13 protein-coding genes are annotated in these 17,768 nt (G+C 40.9%); 6 read left to right on the top strand and 7 right to left on the bottom strand.

Annotation, left to right across the window (positions count from 1 at the left end):
* Positions 1-1,410, bottom strand: coding sequence for a collagen-like protein (locus IQ276_RS00800; RefSeq protein WP_193914279.1), 1,410 nt, complete (start codon positions 1,408-1,410; stop codon positions 1-3).
* 111 nt (positions 1,411-1,521) lie between these two features.
* On the opposite strand from IQ276_RS00800, the gene IQ276_RS00795 reads away from it, so the two are divergent.
* Entirely contained in the window at positions 1,522-1,671 is a 150-nt protein-coding gene (locus IQ276_RS00795) for a transposase (protein ID WP_373690461.1), read from the top strand.
* A 175-nt stretch (positions 1,672-1,846) separates the two neighbouring features.
* Positions 1,847-4,201, top strand: coding sequence for a WD40 repeat domain-containing protein (locus IQ276_RS00790; protein ID WP_193914281.1), 2,355 nt, complete (start codon positions 1,847-1,849; stop codon positions 4,199-4,201).
* Between the two features lie 277 nt (positions 4,202-4,478).
* Here the strand turns inward: IQ276_RS00790 and ptsP are convergent, their stop codons facing one another.
* The 3 genes from ptsP to IQ276_RS00775 form a co-directional block, all read right to left on the bottom strand.
* A complete protein-coding gene (gene ptsP / locus IQ276_RS00785; RefSeq protein ID WP_235115325.1) occupies positions 4,479-6,995 on the bottom strand; it encodes a phosphoenolpyruvate--protein phosphotransferase in 2,517 nt (838 codons plus the stop codon).
* A gap of 67 nt (positions 6,996-7,062) precedes the next feature.
* Complete coding sequence (locus IQ276_RS00780) at positions 7,063-8,259, bottom strand: hypothetical protein (protein ID WP_193919385.1); 1,197 nt, start codon at positions 8,257-8,259, stop codon at positions 7,063-7,065.
* A 156-nt stretch (positions 8,260-8,415) separates the two neighbouring features.
* Positions 8,416-8,688: a hypothetical protein gene (locus IQ276_RS00775; protein WP_193919383.1), complete on the bottom strand. Its 273-nt coding sequence runs from the start codon at positions 8,686-8,688 to the stop codon at positions 8,416-8,418.
* A gap of 52 nt (positions 8,689-8,740) precedes the next feature.
* Here IQ276_RS00775 and IQ276_RS00770 point away from each other — a divergent pair, with 52 nt between their 5' ends.
* From IQ276_RS00770 to IQ276_RS00755, 4 genes are all read left to right on the top strand, one after another.
* Positions 8,741-9,919, top strand: coding sequence for a GNAT family N-acetyltransferase (locus IQ276_RS00770; RefSeq protein ID WP_193919381.1), 1,179 nt, complete (start codon positions 8,741-8,743; stop codon positions 9,917-9,919).
* A gap of 572 nt (positions 9,920-10,491) precedes the next feature.
* Entirely contained in the window at positions 10,492-11,814 is a 1,323-nt protein-coding gene (locus IQ276_RS00765) for a serine hydrolase (protein WP_190884861.1), read from the top strand.
* A gap of 172 nt (positions 11,815-11,986) precedes the next feature.
* On the top strand, positions 11,987-12,910 hold the full coding sequence (locus IQ276_RS00760) for a DMT family transporter (protein ID WP_193919379.1): 924 nt from the start codon (positions 11,987-11,989) through the stop codon (positions 12,908-12,910).
* 673 nt (positions 12,911-13,583) lie between these two features.
* Entirely contained in the window at positions 13,584-15,365 is a 1,782-nt protein-coding gene (locus IQ276_RS00755; protein ID WP_193919377.1) for an alpha/beta hydrolase, read from the top strand.
* A gap of 370 nt (positions 15,366-15,735) precedes the next feature.
* Here IQ276_RS00755 and IQ276_RS41230 read toward each other — a convergent pair whose 3' ends face one another.
* From IQ276_RS41230 to IQ276_RS00745, 3 genes are all read right to left on the bottom strand, one after another.
* Positions 15,736-15,876, bottom strand: a complete 141-nt coding sequence (locus IQ276_RS41230) for a hypothetical protein (RefSeq protein ID WP_444880221.1) — start codon at positions 15,874-15,876, stop codon at positions 15,736-15,738.
* Positions 15,877-15,891: 15 nt separating this feature from the next.
* Complete coding sequence (locus tag IQ276_RS00750) at positions 15,892-17,103, bottom strand: TniQ family protein (RefSeq protein ID WP_193916017.1); 1,212 nt, start codon at positions 17,101-17,103, stop codon at positions 15,892-15,894.
* A 111-nt stretch (positions 17,104-17,214) separates the two neighbouring features.
* Positions 17,215-17,757 carry an ATP-binding protein gene (locus IQ276_RS00745; protein ID WP_235115324.1) on the bottom strand — a complete coding sequence of 181 codons (543 nt, stop codon included), beginning with the start codon at positions 17,755-17,757 and terminating at the stop codon, positions 17,215-17,217.
* Between the last annotated feature and the right edge of the window lie 11 nt (positions 17,758-17,768).

Genomic DNA, 17,768 nt, shown 5'->3' with positions numbered 1-17,768 from the left:
TTAATTTCTTCTAGGCTTACGAACTACACCTTGCCAACGAATAGTTTGCTTAGCAGAACGTTCTCCCAAAGAACGAATCGCTATCACTTCAATCTCAACATTCACACCAGGACGTAAAGCTTCGTTATCAATTTTCAGCTTACCCAAAGCTAGAGTAAAACGGTTGTAGTCACGAGTCACAAATTCATCGAGAATATCCCCTTCATATTCAGTTTTGTAGCCAGAAAAACCGTGCAAGCTATCTTGGGCACGGAATTTGAGGCGAAACTGAGTATTAATGGCATCAGATTTTGCTGCCAAATCAACTATTTTTAAATTCAGATTTTGTCCTGCATCGGCAAACTCAGCCACAGCTAACCGAGTAACATCTTTTTTGGGAATGGCATGGTTAACAGTATAAGTTGTCAAATTAGCTTCACTTTTGCTGCTACCAGCAACCCATAAATCCTCAGGAAAACTAACTTCTACTTCTTTACTGTCAGTTAAATTTACTGTTACCACTTCATTGGCAAAACTAGTGATGGGTTGTCTTTCTTGCCAAACTATTTGAAAAGCTTCTTCTAAACGCTGTTCAAACTCTCGATAATTATCGGCGATCGCCGAACCAGGCGCAAGTAGAGAAATTGCCCCCGGACGAACATTCCACTTGTTTTTCGACAGGTTAAATGGTTTATTTGTCAATTCCGAAATTGCTAACTTCACAGTCGGATTCTCATCAGCCAAAGCTTCCTTGCTGTTGACAATACTCAAAGTTCCTAAGCTTCCTTTCCTACCATCCCTACCATCGCTACCATCTCGCCCATCACTACCGTCACTACATCGATAAACCTTGTTAGTACACTTATAATTAGGAGTACCGGGAGTTCCTTCGCAAGTTTGCACTTCCCATTTCCGTCTGCGACACTTACAACCCGCCGTACCATTCCCACCTCTACCGCCGCGTCCGCCTTCGCCGGCAGTGGCGCGGACAAAAATATTTCGCAAGTCTATCAAATTCTTGTAGTAAACCGTTATCGAACCACCATTACCCCCATCTCCTCCTTTACCGCCGCTACCACCACTACCGCCATTTGGTGCATTGATATCGTGGCTGACATTATCACGTTGGTTTCCACAGTTAGGTCGATAACCCCGTTCTCCATCTTCCCCATCTTCCCCGTCTTTCCCCGATAGATCAAGATTCACAGGTGAACCATCGACAAAAATATTCTGGTTCTCACCACTAGAACCATCTCTACCCGAACGCCCATTGCTTCCTATGCGTCCATCTGTGCCATAATTACTGGCTACTTTATCATATTTGTCAGAGGCAACGGCTGGACATGAAACTGAACCAGAGGCAGGTAAAAAGTTTGTAAATAAGTAGAATGTCAGCAGAAGTGGCAGCTTACTTTTCAAACTTTTGTGCATCTGTTTACACCTAAAACTTCACTTTAATAACTGTATCTTGTTTCGATCGCCTTAATGATAAATGACGGTCTTCAGTAGAATTGTTCCAAAAGTCCTTCTTTGCACCTTTGCGTGAGACAAAAAATAAAAGGACGTAAGCGGCATATAATCGTTGATGCTTTAGGCTTGCTTATCGTTGTAGTCATCACAGCCGCAAACCTAACTGAACAAGCGGGCGCAAAACAAGTTATATCAAAACTGAATTCTATATCATACGCCTGATAACTGTTTATTGTGAACTCTTCCCGGAAAAGTTCAGCTATACATGCTATCTTTTGGAATAGATGACATTCTATAGACAAAGAGTAAAGGAATTGTCTATCCAATGTCCAACACTCGGCTATTATTCAGATTTTCGGCACACTGTTAGTGTTACTTATTTAACAGGAATCTCCTTATGGAGCCAGGGCTAAGGTTACTAATTCAATTGGTATTAGAGTTTGCACCTGTAATTGTAGACCTGATACAAAAGAGAACGGAAGAAAGTCTGACTACAACTAATTATCTCTTGCCAAAAGTCATCAACGAAGTTGTAAAATTTGGAAATATCATCACACAAAATGATAGTTCTGATTCCAGCTTTGAACAAACAAAAATTCTGCAACAACAATTAGCTGTTGATCAGCGTGAGACACAATTAAAAGTAGCAAATCATGAAAGAGAGACCGCTCTCAAGTTACCAGAAGTTTACAAAATTTTTGATAGCTGGCCTTTAAGATTATACCCGTCACAAATTTTAGAATCTCATCCAAACCAAGGACGTACTCCGCTAAAAGTTTTTCTTGCTCCTCCGCAAATCAAGTTTGATCAATTTGAACATAGGAATGATGGCATTTGTGAAATAGAATTAATGTTGGCTGAAGGTTTAAGAAAATTGTTCAATCAGAATTACTCTCTGCATAATCCTGTTAGACCAACAGAATTTTTAGCAGGGGCTTGGGATAGTAAACGTTTTCATAGTGAATCCAGTATCAAGGCTCTGTATGGCATATTGAAAACAGAGCCGATTTTAATTTTAGAGTCAGAAAATGATGGCGATTATCTGAATTTTCGGATTGCTTATTGGGGATTGAAACAAGAGAAATATTACTACAAAACAATTGCACGGTTATCCTATAAAGAAATTCTTCAGGAATCTGCCAAAAGTCGCGCTTTGGAGTGGAAAAAAATTCGAGATGAATTATTAGCGCTGGGAGAAACTTTAGAAGAAATCAATCTTTTGGGCAGAGATAATGTGTTTAATTTGGCAATTTTAGAAAAATCAGAAAAATGGCAGGCTCAAGGAATTGATGTTAGTAAATTATCTTTGCAATATCAAGTTAATCATCAAGATTTTGAAAAACTTTGCCAAGTGTTGATTTCTTGTCACTTTCTGGTTGCTGCTTGGGTAGCGGATATTTATCACTTAATTCACCATGATGTACCACCTTTGCTGCCAAAGTTGCTGCCAAGTTTGCTCAAAGATGCTCTTGATTTACAATCTGTACAGGCGATCGCCACAGGTTACAAACAAGTCTACCAAGCTCTAGAACAAGAGCGACGTTACTGGGTTCCAGAGTTGGCTTTGCAATTAGCCCACAGCTTATCACATTTACCCGATCGCACTTGGGCACAGGAACAAATTGATTACTCTATATACACATGGTTGGAATTACGTCAAGTCTCACCACAGGAATTTGCTAACTCATTAGAGGCGATGCAATCAGCCGTGAGAATTGAAGATGAAGAATATTTCCAAAAGTTAAAAGAATATTTTACAGGTGTGAGCGATCGCCAAAGTATTCTAGGTATAGAGAAACTGTTAAATGCGATCGCCAATCTCAAACATAAACGCACCCTAGAAACTGTCAACCTCACCTACACCCTAACTGGACATGCTGGCAAAGTCACCTCTGTGGCTATTAGTCCTGATGGTGAGACTTTAGTTAGTGGCTGTGCAGACAAAACCATCAATCTCTGGAATCTCAAAACTGGCCAACTAATCCGCACTCTCACAGAAAATTTGGGTGAAGTTTCGTCCGTAGCAATTAGTCCTGATGGTAATTTTCTCGCTGTTGGTAGCTGCGAACACCCCAAAAGTAATGTCAAACTCTTGCATTTGAAAACAGGCAAAGTATTGCACACACTTTTAGGGCATCAAAAACCAGTAAATATTGTCGCAATCAGCCCAGATGGTACAATTCTTGCCAGTGGCAGTAATAAAATCAAGATTTGGAATTTAGATAAAGGCGATGCCTGCGGCGGGCTATGCCAACGCATTTGTACCCTTTGGCATTCTTCTGCTGTTCATGCCGTAGCAATCAGCCTTGATGGTACAATCCTTGCCAGTGGTAGTTCTGACAACAAAATCAGGTTGTGGAACCCACGCACAGGTGACCCATTAAGCACACTTAACGGTCACGATGGCGAAGTCAAATCAATTGCCATGAGTCCTGATGGACAAATCCTCTTCAGCGGTAGTGCTGACACAACCATCAAAATTTGGCATTTGGGCACTGGTAAACTGCTGCACACATTAACTGGACATTCAGATGCAGTAAAATCCTTAGCCGTTACTCCAGATGGACAAAATCTGATTAGTGGGAGTGCTGATAAAACTATCAAAATGTGGCGACTTTCCACAGGTGAACTACTGCAAACCCTCACTGGCCATTCAGGGACAGTGAATTCTCTAGCCCTGAGTCCAGATGGTAAGTTACTCGCTAGCGGTAGTGCCGATCAAACCATCAAAATTTGGCAGATAGTTTTATAGTCCGAAATAGTTAAAGTTAAAGGAGAACAAGGAGAGTGCAAAGCCTTTGGCGAGGAAAGCTCTTTTGAGCTAGCACCAAAAGAGACTTGTTCGTTTTTTAATGAATGATGTTCCTGGTCGTTATGGCGATATTATAGTTCATCTATTTAATAAGTAATCAAGCGGACATGATATGAATTGATGGTTGAAACCATTGAAAAATTGTTCAAAATTAATTGTGCAAAATCATCCCACGATTCAGCAACGCCAAAAAATCTTATGGCGAGAAGGGAGTAATTTAGGCAGGGGGAGTAACCGAAGTCAAAATTAGCTCCCTGACATCTTTTGCTGAATCTTGCTGTAATACTGATGCTGCGATCGCCTCACTCTCCTCTAAACTTAAGTGATTAATCGCCTGTTTGATTGCAGGTATACTTTGGGGATTCACGCTCAATTCATCCAGCCCCAAACCTAATAAAATCGGTGTTGCTAAAGGATCTGCTGCCAATTCACCACATAAACCTACAGAAATCCCCGCCGCATGGGCAGCTCGGACAGTTCGCTGTACCATCCGCAACACCGCTGGGTGCAACGCATCAACTAAATTTGCCACTCGTGGGTTAGTGCGATCACCAGCCATAGTATATTGACTAAGGTCATTAGTGCCGATACTAAAGAAGTCTACCTCAGCGGCTAATTGATCGGCGATCGCCACTGCTGATGGCACCTCTACCATAATCCCTAGTTTTATCGCTGCATCGAAGGGGATACCAACTTGATGTAGTTCAGCTTGCACTTCACCGAGAATTGCCTTAGCTGCACGCACCTCCGTGAGAGTGGCAATCATCGGCAACATAATTTTAATTTGGTGTCCGACACTCGCTCTCAAAATTGCCCGCAACTGAGTTTTGAAAACTTCTGGATTACCCAAGCAAAAACGAATTCCCCGCCAGCCTAAGAATGGGTTGGCTTCGGGAAACCCTATCCTCAAATAAGGAAGTGGTTTATCGCCGCCGACATCTAAAGTCCGAATCATCAGCGGACGATGATCTAAAACTTGAGCGATCGCCTGATACACTGCTAATTGTTCTTCTTCAGTGGGGGCGCTGGTTCTGTCCAAATACAGAAACTCGGTGCGGAGTAGTCCCACACCTTCGGCACCGTTAGCGACAGCAACTTGGACATCACTAATACTACCAATATTGGCAAAAACGCTAACTTGACGACCATCACGAGTAATTGCTGGCTGATGTGCTGTGGTTCGTGCTTGTTGTTGGGCAGTTTGCCAAGCTTCTCGCTTTGCCTGAAGCTGTTCTAGAATATCTAATTCTGGTTCTACCCAAGCTTTGCCACTTTCACCATCGAGTGCCATGATTGTACCGTCTGCCAAGTGCAACACCTGGGCATCTATTCCCAAAACTGCGGGAATACCCAAGGTGCGGGCGATAATTGCGCTGTGGGAAGTGGCACTGCCAGAAGTTGTACAAATGCCCAGCACCTTTGTTGGATCTAGTCCGGCGGTATCCGAAGGCGTTAAATCACTCGCTACCAAAATCGCTGGTGAATCAAGATGCAAGTTGACAGGGGCATTTCCAGTTAGTAATCGCAGCACCCTTTGCCCCACATCCACAACATCGTCCACTCGCTCTTGCAAATAAGAGTCCTCAAGTGTCTGGTAGGAAGTCGCCACTTCATCGACTGCGGCTTGCCAAGCAGCTTCGGCATTGATATGGTGTTCTAAAATGCGCCCATAAGCCGCTTCCAACAGAACTGGATCTTCTAAAAATAGTAAATGGGCATCAAAGATGGCGGCTTCAGCGTCACCAATTTGAAAAGATGCTTGTGAGAACACCGCCTGAATTTCTTGTCGAGCGATGTGAATTGCTGCTTGTAAACGTTGCCACTCTGCTTCTGGATCATCTACGTGGTATTGGGTAATGGAAATGGGAGTGGGTTGATAATGAACAACAGGTGCGATCGCCACTCCACCAGAAGCTGCAATTCCCGAAAGTTCGCCGGGAGTTGCTGGGGTAACTTCCTGCCTAGATACTGGTGGAGAATTTAAGGCAACATTATCTTCACCAAAATTAGTTGTAAACAATACTTGCAATGCTGCCAGCGCTGCATCTGCATCTGAGCCGGTGGCAGTAATCAGCAATTCGTGTCCTTGGCGCACCCCTAAAGTTGTGACTTGGTTAATACTGTCACCCCGGACTAACCCAGTATTTCTAGTTAAATTCCGCACCAAAATTTGAGATTGAAATCGGGCTGCGGTTGCCACAAACTGGGCTGCGGGGCGGGCGTGTAATCCTAAGCGATTGCTGACAATCAGCTGGATTTCTCGCCTTGGGGATTCTGTATTGCTTGCTGGGATGTCGCTATCCACAACCAACAAAGGACTACTAGCCACACCCAATTGAGTTGCTTTTGCTACTAATGCGCTCCGTGCTTCCGCCATAACTTGGTGAATGTTCTTCCCAGCCGCAGCAGCTACAACAGCAGCGATCGCACCTTCTACCAGAGGCGCTTCACACAAATAGACTTTTTGCCGCTGTTCCTCTGGGAGAAACTCCAGTGCCATTTCTGCACTTAGCAAAGCGCTACCCAAATCCATTAATACTAAGACACCATCATCAGAGAAAACAGCAGCGATCGCTTCACTAACTTGGATGGGATCAGTACCCAAGGGATTTTCGGGATCTTCAATACCTGCTGCAATGGCGATCGGGAATTCACCCTGAACCATCTGCGCGGCGAGTTCCCGCACACCCAGAGCTAATTGTTTACTGTGAGAAACTATGACAATTCCAACCACTGCCACACCGCCAATCTTATTGAGAGGTTTGTGATTAGCCAGTTATCCATTTCATTTTCCCATTGGGCTAAAATTGCAACTGCCCGAAAATATTCCGGTCTTTGGAGCTAGAAACCCGAACAAAATAGCCTTCTTTTACAGGAATACCCGGTGTCCACTCATAAACTCCATCGCTAGCAGTACGGGAAGAAATGTTTTGAATAAGTTTGTTCTCATAGTACAACTTAATCGAGACATCGCCATCAAAATTGTCTCGCCACAATATTAAATAAGGCTGATCTTTATTTGCAACGACTTTACCAACTGGCTGACTGAGCAAGATTTTTGGCGCAACCTGATTTTTAGTTTTTTTACGGAATCCCAGATAATGAGGTAGGTGTCGAAAAGCAGGATTTTCTTGCGGATTAGACAGTTGTGGAACAATAATATTTCCGCTTTTGGGATTGAACAAATAAGTTGATCTGCCACCGTCAACGGTAATGATATCGCCTTTGACTCCTAATTTGCGTAATAAATCCGCTGCCTCGTCTAAAGTTGTTTGGTTCACTGTCATAATCAGCAGCAACTCGTCACCCTTAACACCATCTTTGTTAAGAGTACCGATGACTTGGTATTTATTTACTTGATTTTGAGCTAATACTTTTGCCGGATGGTCGCTGTATTCGTAAGTGACGATGGCGTTTTTCACTGCTTTTTGATTCAGAGGCGCACCACTAACTTGGTCGTAATTTGTGATATACGCTTGCTTTTCATCCCAAACTAAAGCCTTGAGGCGAATATTACTATAATATTTATCTTTTGGTTCTTTGACGGGGCCGTAAGGACTATTACCGCTACTGATGACTACACCATTGAGTTTAATTGGGAAAGATAATTGAGTACTAGGTTGATATTGCTCAAAAAAAGAACAATTAATCATAGAAAAAACGTTGTTACCGTAAAGCTGTTGATATTCATTTGCAACTTCTGAGAATAACTTGGTTTTGAAAAAAGGGCTGTAATGTCCACCTTCTCCTTTATAGTAATTACCTTGATTTTGACCCATATTATCGACCTCTCCAATGATTTGGTCGATGTGCATTTTGCGGAGGTCAATAACTTGTAAATAAGCTTCGTTACCGTTTGTTAATTCTTTTCTATATAAAGCTGCACCGTCTATCACCTGGAGAGGCTGATAAGGAGATAAAGGATCGAAACTTTGAGCAATCCAAAGGCTACTCAGAATTGGCAGCAAAAACAGCAATAAATTGATGACAACATTCATCAGTATTTTATTTTGGGAAAAATAAGTTTCAGTAATTATAATCCAATACAATCCAGATCAGCCCAAAACCCTCATGTAGAGACGCGATTTATCGCGTCTTCTCTAGACCAATTATCTACACCAATAACCCTTAACCCAAGCGTATTGAATTATAATCTAAATTTTAATATTAGCCAGCTTTTGAAGGTCAACGTTGAGCCTCAGAAGGTCAACATTGAACCTCAGAAGGTCAAAGTTGAACCTCAGAAGGTCAAAGTTGAACCTCAGAAGGTCAACGTTGAGCCTCAGAAGGTCAAAGTTGAACCTCAGAAGGTCAAAGTTGAGCCTCAGAAGGTCAACATTGAACCTCAGAAGGTCAAAGTTGAACCTCAGAAGGTCAACATTGAACCTCAGAAGGTCAACATTGAACCTCAGAAGGTCAAAGTTCAAGCAACCTTTGTTGTAGTATAGTTTTGCTCTTGTATTATTAATCGTATAAGAAATGACACCTCAATTTGAATACAGCACACTTGCCCATCCCCAAGATATTCAGCAGCTTGGGACTATCTTTAAGCAGTGTTTTGTCAACGCACTTGGTGGCGAGGAAGCTTATATCAACCAAATTGGCGTAGAAAATTTTCGCATTATTCGTGAGTCACAGCAATTAATTGGGGGATTGGCAACTCTGGATATGGCTCAGTGGTGGGGTGGTGAGCGTGTACCAATGACGGGAATTGCCGTAGTGGGTATTACTCCAGAATACCGTGGTTCGGGGGGAGCGATCGCTCTCATGCAGCACACCCTCAAAGAACTTTATGCTAGAGGTGTACCGCTGTCTGCCCTTTACCCAGCCGTGCAAAGCCTGTATCGAAAAGTCGGGTATGAGCAGGGGGGTAGCTGGTACATTTGGGAAGTTCCAACCAACGCAATTGGGCTACGGGAGCAACCCCTACCTTTGCAACCAGTAGTTCCGATAAATCATCAAGTCTTTCACCAACTATATCAGCAGCAAGCAAAACTCACGCATGGATATTTAGACCGACATCCCGCAATCTGGGAGCGATTAATCCAAGCAGATAAAAACGAAATAGCCTATGCCTATTTCATTGGTGCAAAAGACCAACCCGAAGGTTACATCATCTTCACTCAACAACGAACACAAGATGGTGAAATTATCTTAGTCAAAGATTGGGTACTGAGAACAGTTGCGGCTTTCCAAACTTTCTGGTCTTTTCTCGCCACCCATCGCTCCCAAATTCAGCGGGTGCGTTGGAAGAGTTCTGCAATTGATACCCTGACATTGGTGTTACCAGAGCAAACAGCCAAGATTTCGACTCAGTTTCGCTGGATGCTGCGAATAGTAGATGTAGTCAAGGCATTGGAGATGCGGGGTTATCCATCAGGAATTCAAGCTCAACTGCACCTAGATATTCAAGATAATTTGCTAACTGGAAACAATGGTAAATTCATTCTTTCTGTTGCCAATGGACGCGGTGAAGTTACAAAAGGTGGAAAAGGTGAGTTGCAGTTAGATGTCCGAGAACTAGCACCACTATATACAAGTTTGTTTACCCCCTACCATTTGCAAATAGCCGGAAAACTGCACGGGACAGAAACCGCTATTTCAGCAGCTACGCAAATATTTGCAGGTGCCTCGCCTTGGGTGGCTGATTTCTTTTAAACGGAGTTCTCAGAACCTCTCTCTGCGTTGTGAACTAAAGTTCAAGTCTGTTCCTCTTAAGAGTCGGAGAGGGACAGTTTTGCGTATAGGACTTATCTTATACCGTTTAACTTTAATTATGATACAAATACGTTGGTAGGGGCACGGCAATGCCGTGCCCCTACGCGAAATCTATATGTATTAAGGTTTTAGTGAATGGGTTTTACTTTCTCTCTCTACAAAACATAAGTCGGAAACATAATTAATCCTTGGCTCGTCGTTCCGCTAGATTAACAATTTCTGTTGTTGTCAACTCACATCATAAATAAAACTGTCAGCGATTTACTTTTGATAAGTAATGATGATTTATTGTGCTTATCTAATCCCAAATACCATCTCAAAAAATAACTCAATGGGATTTATGACCAATTATTCCTTGATGCTACAGGGCAAGCGGATTGATCCACATATCAATCCAAAATCTAAAATCCAAAATTGTCTGGCTTTTTCTCCGGAAGTTCAGCACAGTCATCAGAAAACAATCTAAGTAAACCTGATTAGTTGCTCCTTACTTGCACACCCACATTCACAACATGAAATCACATCTACTGGCCATTGGTTTAAGCAGTTTGGTTCTAGTTGCAGGACAAGCTAAAGCTTCACAATTACAGTCTTGGTACTATGATTCTAGCCAAAACCAATTAGACCTAACTACCACTTCGGGAATAGAACCAAAAGCCTTTTTATTAGATAATCCTAGCCGATTGGTAATTGATTTACCTGGAACTAATTTTAATTCTGATAGTGTCAAACAAAGTTTTGGCAATGCAGTTAAACAAATTCGCGTCGGCAACCCAGACCCTCAAACAACTCGTTTTGTCGTAGAATTAGCTCCCGGTTATGATGTTAATTCTCAAAATATATCAATTAAAGGAGATTCTCCTTCTCATTGGATTTTCAAATTCAATTCATTTAACCGCCAAAGTAATCCCATTGTTGGGGAAAATCGAGAAGATATTGCCATCAAATCCACAGATGCAGCTACATTTGCTGGAGTTGTCAATCTTGGTCAGGAAATGGTCGGTATTACTTCTCAAATTCGCACTTTGTTAGCGAGTTATAAAACATTAAATCCGGGAATCTTTTTCTTAGATTTAGATACAGGAAACTATATAGATATTAATGGTGAAAAAAGATTTGCTGCTGCCAGTACAATCAAATTTCCCTTATTAGTGGCTCTTTTTCAAGAAATAGACGCTGGGAGAATTAAACTCACAGATAAATTAGTGATGCGGCGCGATTTAAGGGTTGGTGAATCGGGAACTATGCAATACAAACCCATCGGCACTAAATTTAGCGTCTTAGAAACTGCTACCTTGATGATGACAATCAGCGATAATACCGCCACAAATATGGTTCTCGATCGCTTGGGTGGTGCAGCAAAAGTGAGCCAACGTTTTCGTAGCTGGGGATTGCAAAATACAGCACTCCGGAATCTACTTCCAGACGTTGCTGGCACAAATACAACTAGTTCTAAAGATTTGGTGAGATTGGCGGCGTTAGTTTCTAATAATCGTTTACTATCCCCAAACAGCCGCAATCAAGTTTTAGGCATTATGCGCCGTGTGAAAACCAATAGTTTACTACCAGCTGGTATTGGTCAAGGAGCTACCATCGCCCACAAAACTGGTACATTGAGATTTATCATTGGTGACGCGGGTATTATTCAAATGCCCAACGGCAAAAGCTATTTAGCAGGTGTTTTGGTGCAAAGACCAAACTACGATCCCAAAGCTGGAGATTTTGTCCGTGAAGTTTCGAGAAGAGTCTATAATTACCTAGACCATACCAAAGTCAGCAATATAGAACCGATACTTGGCGATACCTCCGGCGGGCTAGGCCTACGCACTCGTTAGTTAAGCGATCGTAATTACCATAATTCCTGAAATCCTAAATGTAGGGGCGTACAGCTGTACGCCCCTACCTATGTATGAAATAGTGGTTAATATGCTTATTCAGCAAGAGGTTGATAAAATTTAGATGTGTAAACTATATATTATTAGCCCTACTTGAAATTCGCATATTTAAATGTCACTACATCAAAGTTCTGGTCGCTGGCGGTTAGGGTTAGGGTTATCTCTGTTAACTGTCTTAATGTGGGGAATTTTACCGATCGCTCTTGCAGTAACTTTGCAAGCACTTGATGTTTATACAGTTATTTGGTTTCGTTTTTTGGTATCATTTGTACTGCTGTTTGGATATTTAGGAATAAGTGGGAAATTACCGAAGTTAAAACAACTGCGTTCTGCTTCTGGGAAGTTATTGGCGATCGCTACACTCTTCTTAGCGATGAATTACTTCTTATTTATGCAAGGTTTAGCATTAACATCACCCGCTAATGCTGAAGTTTTGATTCAATTAGCTACCCTTTTATTAGGTTTGGGTGGTTTAGTAATTTTTCATGAACGTTATCGGCTGTATCAATGGATTGGTGTCAGTGTACTGATTTGCGGTTACTTTTTATTTTTTCGGGAACAGCTAACGAATTTAATTACAGCGCAAAATACTTATATACTAGGTAGTATTTTGATTGTGCTAGGAGCAGCAGCATGGGCTATTTATGCTTTGGCACAAAAGCAATTATTACAATCTTTGTCTTCCGCTAGCATCATGCTAATTATTTACGGAGGTTGTGCTTTATTATTCACTCCCTTAGCTAGTGTAAAATCAATTTTTACACTTGATGCTTTGCGGTCGGGAATGTTGATTTTTTGTGCTTTGAATACTCTAATTGCTTACGGTGCTTTTGCTGAATCATTAGAACATTGGGAAGCATCACGAGTCAGTGCAGTATTAGCTTTGGCTCCCATTGTGACATTAATATCAGTTGCCGTGGTATCAGCGATCGCACCTGATTTAATTCCACCAGAACGGTTCACTTTTTTAGGAATATTAGGAGCGGGTTTAGTAGTCACAGGTTCAGTGGCGATCGCCTTGGGAAAAAGTGATTGAAGAAGAATTCAGAATTCAGGAGTCAGGAGTCAGAATGTAAAAAAATCAACAACAAGTTTGCTTCATTTCAATGTTAATCATACTTTTAGCGGTTCCCATTCAGATGCAGTACAACATCAGATCGCAAGGTGTAGGGGCACGGCACTGCCGTGCCCCTACAGGTGTACCTCACGCTTGTGGGGAAACGCTATAAGTCAGATGAATTCTCAATTTGACTTAGAAGAATTCTGAGAATTAGTAGAAATTATTTTCAAAAGCTTTAGTATTTTTTTAATCTAGTAAAATTGTGCCATATCCAAAGTTACAACATAATTACTGAGGCATGATATTTTTTGATTTGTTATGATTTTCTGGTGAAGGCAAACTACTGAAGTCATTCTTTTGTAAAATCGATACTTTTTCCACAAATTTGACTTTGTAGCGATCTAACTTGTTAAACTTATAGCCAGAAAAAATCTTTGAAAAAGAATTCCGCAGTCAGAATTTAGGAGTCGAAATCAATCAGTAATGATTATGAATATCCTAGTACAGTATGGATTTATTCATCTGCAAGTCATACATAAATCCTACTGAATTCTGAATTCTGAATTCTTTTTCAATAAACCAAGCAGGGCGCCCGAAAAACTACCAAAGCCAACACCTCAAAAAACCAGACCACCGAAACAGTTGAGCGATGAATAGTTTGTTTGGTAATTGGGCCAGCACCCTGAGAAAAAATTTCCTGTTGCTGGTTCTTTCAATGGTGCTGCCAACATTTGGAATTAGTAATTCTGTATCGGCAGCAGAACGCATTTATGCGTCTTATTCAGCTCTAGAGCTTTCGATTTCAGTCACAGCTTTAGAAAACTACGCCAAAACAGGTGTAATTGACGATGATTTAGCAGCATATCAACAATATTTACCTGTTGAAAAGCTTCAGGAATTGCGGCGGATTTTACTTAATCGTGTGGAAGTTACTCCGGCAGTGGTTTCGCAACTTCTGTACACATCCCAAGGAGAATTTTTGCTGCATCGGTTGGCGCAAGCGATTAAAACCAAATCTCCTCAACCAGAATCAGAATTTGGTGCTTTGCGATCGGCGCTGATTTCAGCCTCTGCTGAATCAGGAGGCTTAACACTTTTAAATGTGTTACGTAAATATCCTAGCAGCAGCATTCACCTTGATGTAGCGCAGACTTTCGGAATAGCTACAGAACTGGACAAACTTGTTAATCAAACCCAGCAAGCGATCGCGGTAGTTTCCCAAAAGTCAAAAATCGAAGCTGCTAACATCCAACAACCAAATTTATCACAATTACCTAACTTACAAATTCCGGGAAAGTTTAAGTCACAAAAATATACCTTAAAGTTTTTTGATTCAAGGCGGCATCGGCTTTTATTAACTGATGTTTACATTCCCAAAATTCAAACTCCCGCACCTGTAATTGTGATTTCTCACGGCTTGGGTTTAGACAGCAGCAACTTTCAATATTTAGCTACTCACTTAGCTTCCTATGGATTTGTTGTAGCTGTTCCCAATCATCCTAGTAGCGATATTAAAAAATTGCGTTTGCTGTTGAATAAACACGCCAATGACTTAGCACAACCAAGTGAATTTGAAGACCGACCTTTAGATATTACATATGTATTGAATCAATTGGAAAAAGCTAACCAATCTGATTCACGGTTTAAAAATCGGTTCAATGTGCAAAACGTTGGCGTATTTGGTCAATCTTTGGGAGGCTACACAGCCTTGGCGTTGGCAGGCGCTAAAATCAACTTTGAGCAGCTAAAACAAGACTGTCAACTAGCAGGACTGGAAAAAACCTGGAATATGTCCTTACTGCTCCAGTGTCGCGCTTTGGAATTGAGTATTAATAACTCTGGCAAAGATTATAACCTGCGGGATGAGAGAGTCAAAGCGGCGATCGCAGTTAATCCAATTACCAGTTCTATTTTCGGTCAAGCTGGCTTAAATCAAATCAAAACTCCAGTGATGATTGTCAGCAGTAGTGATGATACTGTTGCACCGGCTTTATACGAGCAAATTCTACCTTTCTCGTCGCTGGCAAATCCACAAAAATATCTAGTCATGCTTGTAGGTGCCACCCATTTTTCCACCATTGGTAACGCTAACCCTACAAATCAACAAGTATCATTACCTGCTGAAATGATTGGCGATGCTTCCCAAGCGCGTCGTTATATGAATGTTTTAAGTTTGCCTTTCTTCCAAACTTATGTTGCAGGAAAGTCACAATACATTCCTTATCTCAACGCCAGCTACACTCAAAGTATTTCTAGTAAGTCTCTTGGTTTGAGTCTCGTGAAGTCATTGAATACAACTGAATTAGCACAAGTGCTGGATATTCAAGGAGGCAACCCTTTAAAAAAAAAAGTTCCAAACACCATAGTTAGCTTCGGATTTTGGATGCTGGATATTGGTGTTTCGTTACTGAATGTGATGATTTTTATGTAATTTTGCAATCCGGTTAAGGCAAGAGACGCGATCCGGTTAAGGCAAGAGACGCGATAAATCGCCGTCTCTACAATAATCAATTTTTTGTAGAGACGGCGATTTATCGCGTCTAATTCAAATTCGACATCATGAATCTCAGTGTTTCAATCCCTAATAGTGAGTAAGTGAAATTTCAACTCTTTAGCAAATGCAGAGCTTGAAGATTCTCAAGTTGAAGTTTCAATCCCTAATAGGGAGTAAGTGAAATTTCAACCAAAAACACCACAATCGTGGGAACCACAGGGGAAGTTTCAATCCCTAATAGGGAGTAAGTGAAATTTCAACAATTAAATTGGAATTAATTAATAGTAAAAATCAGGGGTTTCAATCCCTAATAGGGAGTAAGTGAAATTTCAACATTAATTGCTAGAGATGTTACTTGAACCACTTGATGGCAGTAACTGCCACGAAGTGCTTCCACAAGGGCACTGCCATGAAGTGCTTCCACAAAGGAAAGAAAGTATAAAGGCACGGAAGATCATAAATATTATACACGGGGTTTTAAACAAGATTTGGTGTGTAATTTATAACGTGCAGATATTCGACGACACAAATCGGGTAAGTGTCGGGACAAATCAGCTGAGTCATAACCAATTTGGAATGCAAGGTGTTTGAGCGATTGGGGTGGAAAAGATTCTTGATGTAGTTCTAAAAAGGAACGCACTTTATTTAGATCAAATGGGCGATTAGTTTGAGAGTATTGTTCGGATAATGGTAAATCCTTTAAAACTATAGAGCTATCAAGATTAAGGCGGCCGAGATAAACATCAATTAGAGAAATTGATAATCGGTAGCATACACGTAATAGTTTATTAAGTTGAGGCAATGCATTGCCAACACGCCAATCTCTAGGAACAGTAAGACTTAAATGCATTTGTTCGGCAAAAGCTTTAGCATTACCCTGAGTCACAACATCAATACACTTATTTATAGCTAGAGCGACTGATTCTCGATTTGGTGGTTCAATTAAATATGGTGTTTGAGCAATTAGTTCTCCAACTTGTTGGGCAACAAAATTGTGCCATTCTCCTTCTTCGGTATGATAGAATTTTGATTCTAGCATTGAACAAGCTGTACCCAACCAATAATGACATCTACAGCAAAATCCATTTTTAGTATTCCAAGCTAACAAGTAAACATTTTGACCACAGTTGGGACAATAATTCATTAAAGGATACTGATGTCTAGAACAAATTTTAACTGTTGAAATAGACCAAATTAATGGCTCGTAAAGTGGAAGACCATTGTTGCTCCATTCCGAATAACATAACGGACACCAAGCCTTATATTTACGCAAGAGATTTCTAGTTGGTACAACTTTTGACCAAGGTATTAATGTTAAATATTTTAAGATAGGCTGTTGAGTTAGCTTTTGTAAAACTAATAAAGGCTCAAGTGCCATAGTTCCAGTTCCATTCCATGCACCTGTTTGGTTAAAAAAGATGTGGAAAAATATCTGTGATAAACTATCTGGATTTGGTCCTTTATAGCGATTAATTTTAGGGGCTAATTCCTGAGCCAGTAAAATTCCTGTGGGAATTTGGTGAGTTGCAGCTAAACGTGTAATGTAGCTGGTCAAACTTTCAGTAAACGCTGTTCCTAATAATAGTGGTTTTAAAGGATATAAATGACTACGTTGTGGTACATCTATTTGTTGAGTATACCAAGGGGGTTTTAAGTTCAATTGATTATCAAGCATTTCCACCTCCAACAATATCTCTTTTGGGATTTCGTTCGCCAGGATAGTGTTTTTGGCGTTTGATTTTCGTTGCCGAATCTGCCGATGAATGGTTGTCAGCTACTTCCTCATTTAAGCTATTTTGGCAAAACGTTGCGCTTCATCAACTAGAAAAATTTTTAACTGTCTCTGTCTAAATATATACTCTACATCAGCTCGTAAATCACCGAGGTTAGGCTTAACTTTTACTGTTTTTTGTTCGCTACCACTAGCATAAACCCGACTACTAGATACTCTAACCTTATAATCAGCAAATGGTTCTCTTAAAGCAATTAAAACGCTTTTGTAGTAATCTTTCCAATCAAAAGAACCGCTGTCTGGAGAACGCGCTTCTACTCCCGCAATGGGAAGATATGCTAAATCTTGCATCATTAAACCTTGGTTTTGTTCAAAGATGATTTTCATTACTTGAGATAAGAGGGTTGTTTTTCCCACACCTGTAGGACCAAACAAGAAAATTAATGATGCACCCCCTGGATTGTTCACCGCATCTAACAATTCTTCATAAGCTTGCTTTAAAAGCCGATGTACTACTGTAAAGTTAGTAAAATAATTTATTTTATCCGCATCAGATGCTGTTAATAACTCTTGGGATAAGCCTGCGGGAGAATGCATTACCAAAACTC

This window comes from Desmonostoc muscorum LEGE 12446, from assembly GCF_015207005.2.
In the GTDB taxonomy this organism is placed as follows: domain Bacteria; phylum Cyanobacteriota; class Cyanobacteriia; order Cyanobacteriales; family Nostocaceae; genus Nostoc; species Nostoc muscorum.
This window is presented reverse-complemented; position numbering and strand designations above follow the sequence as displayed.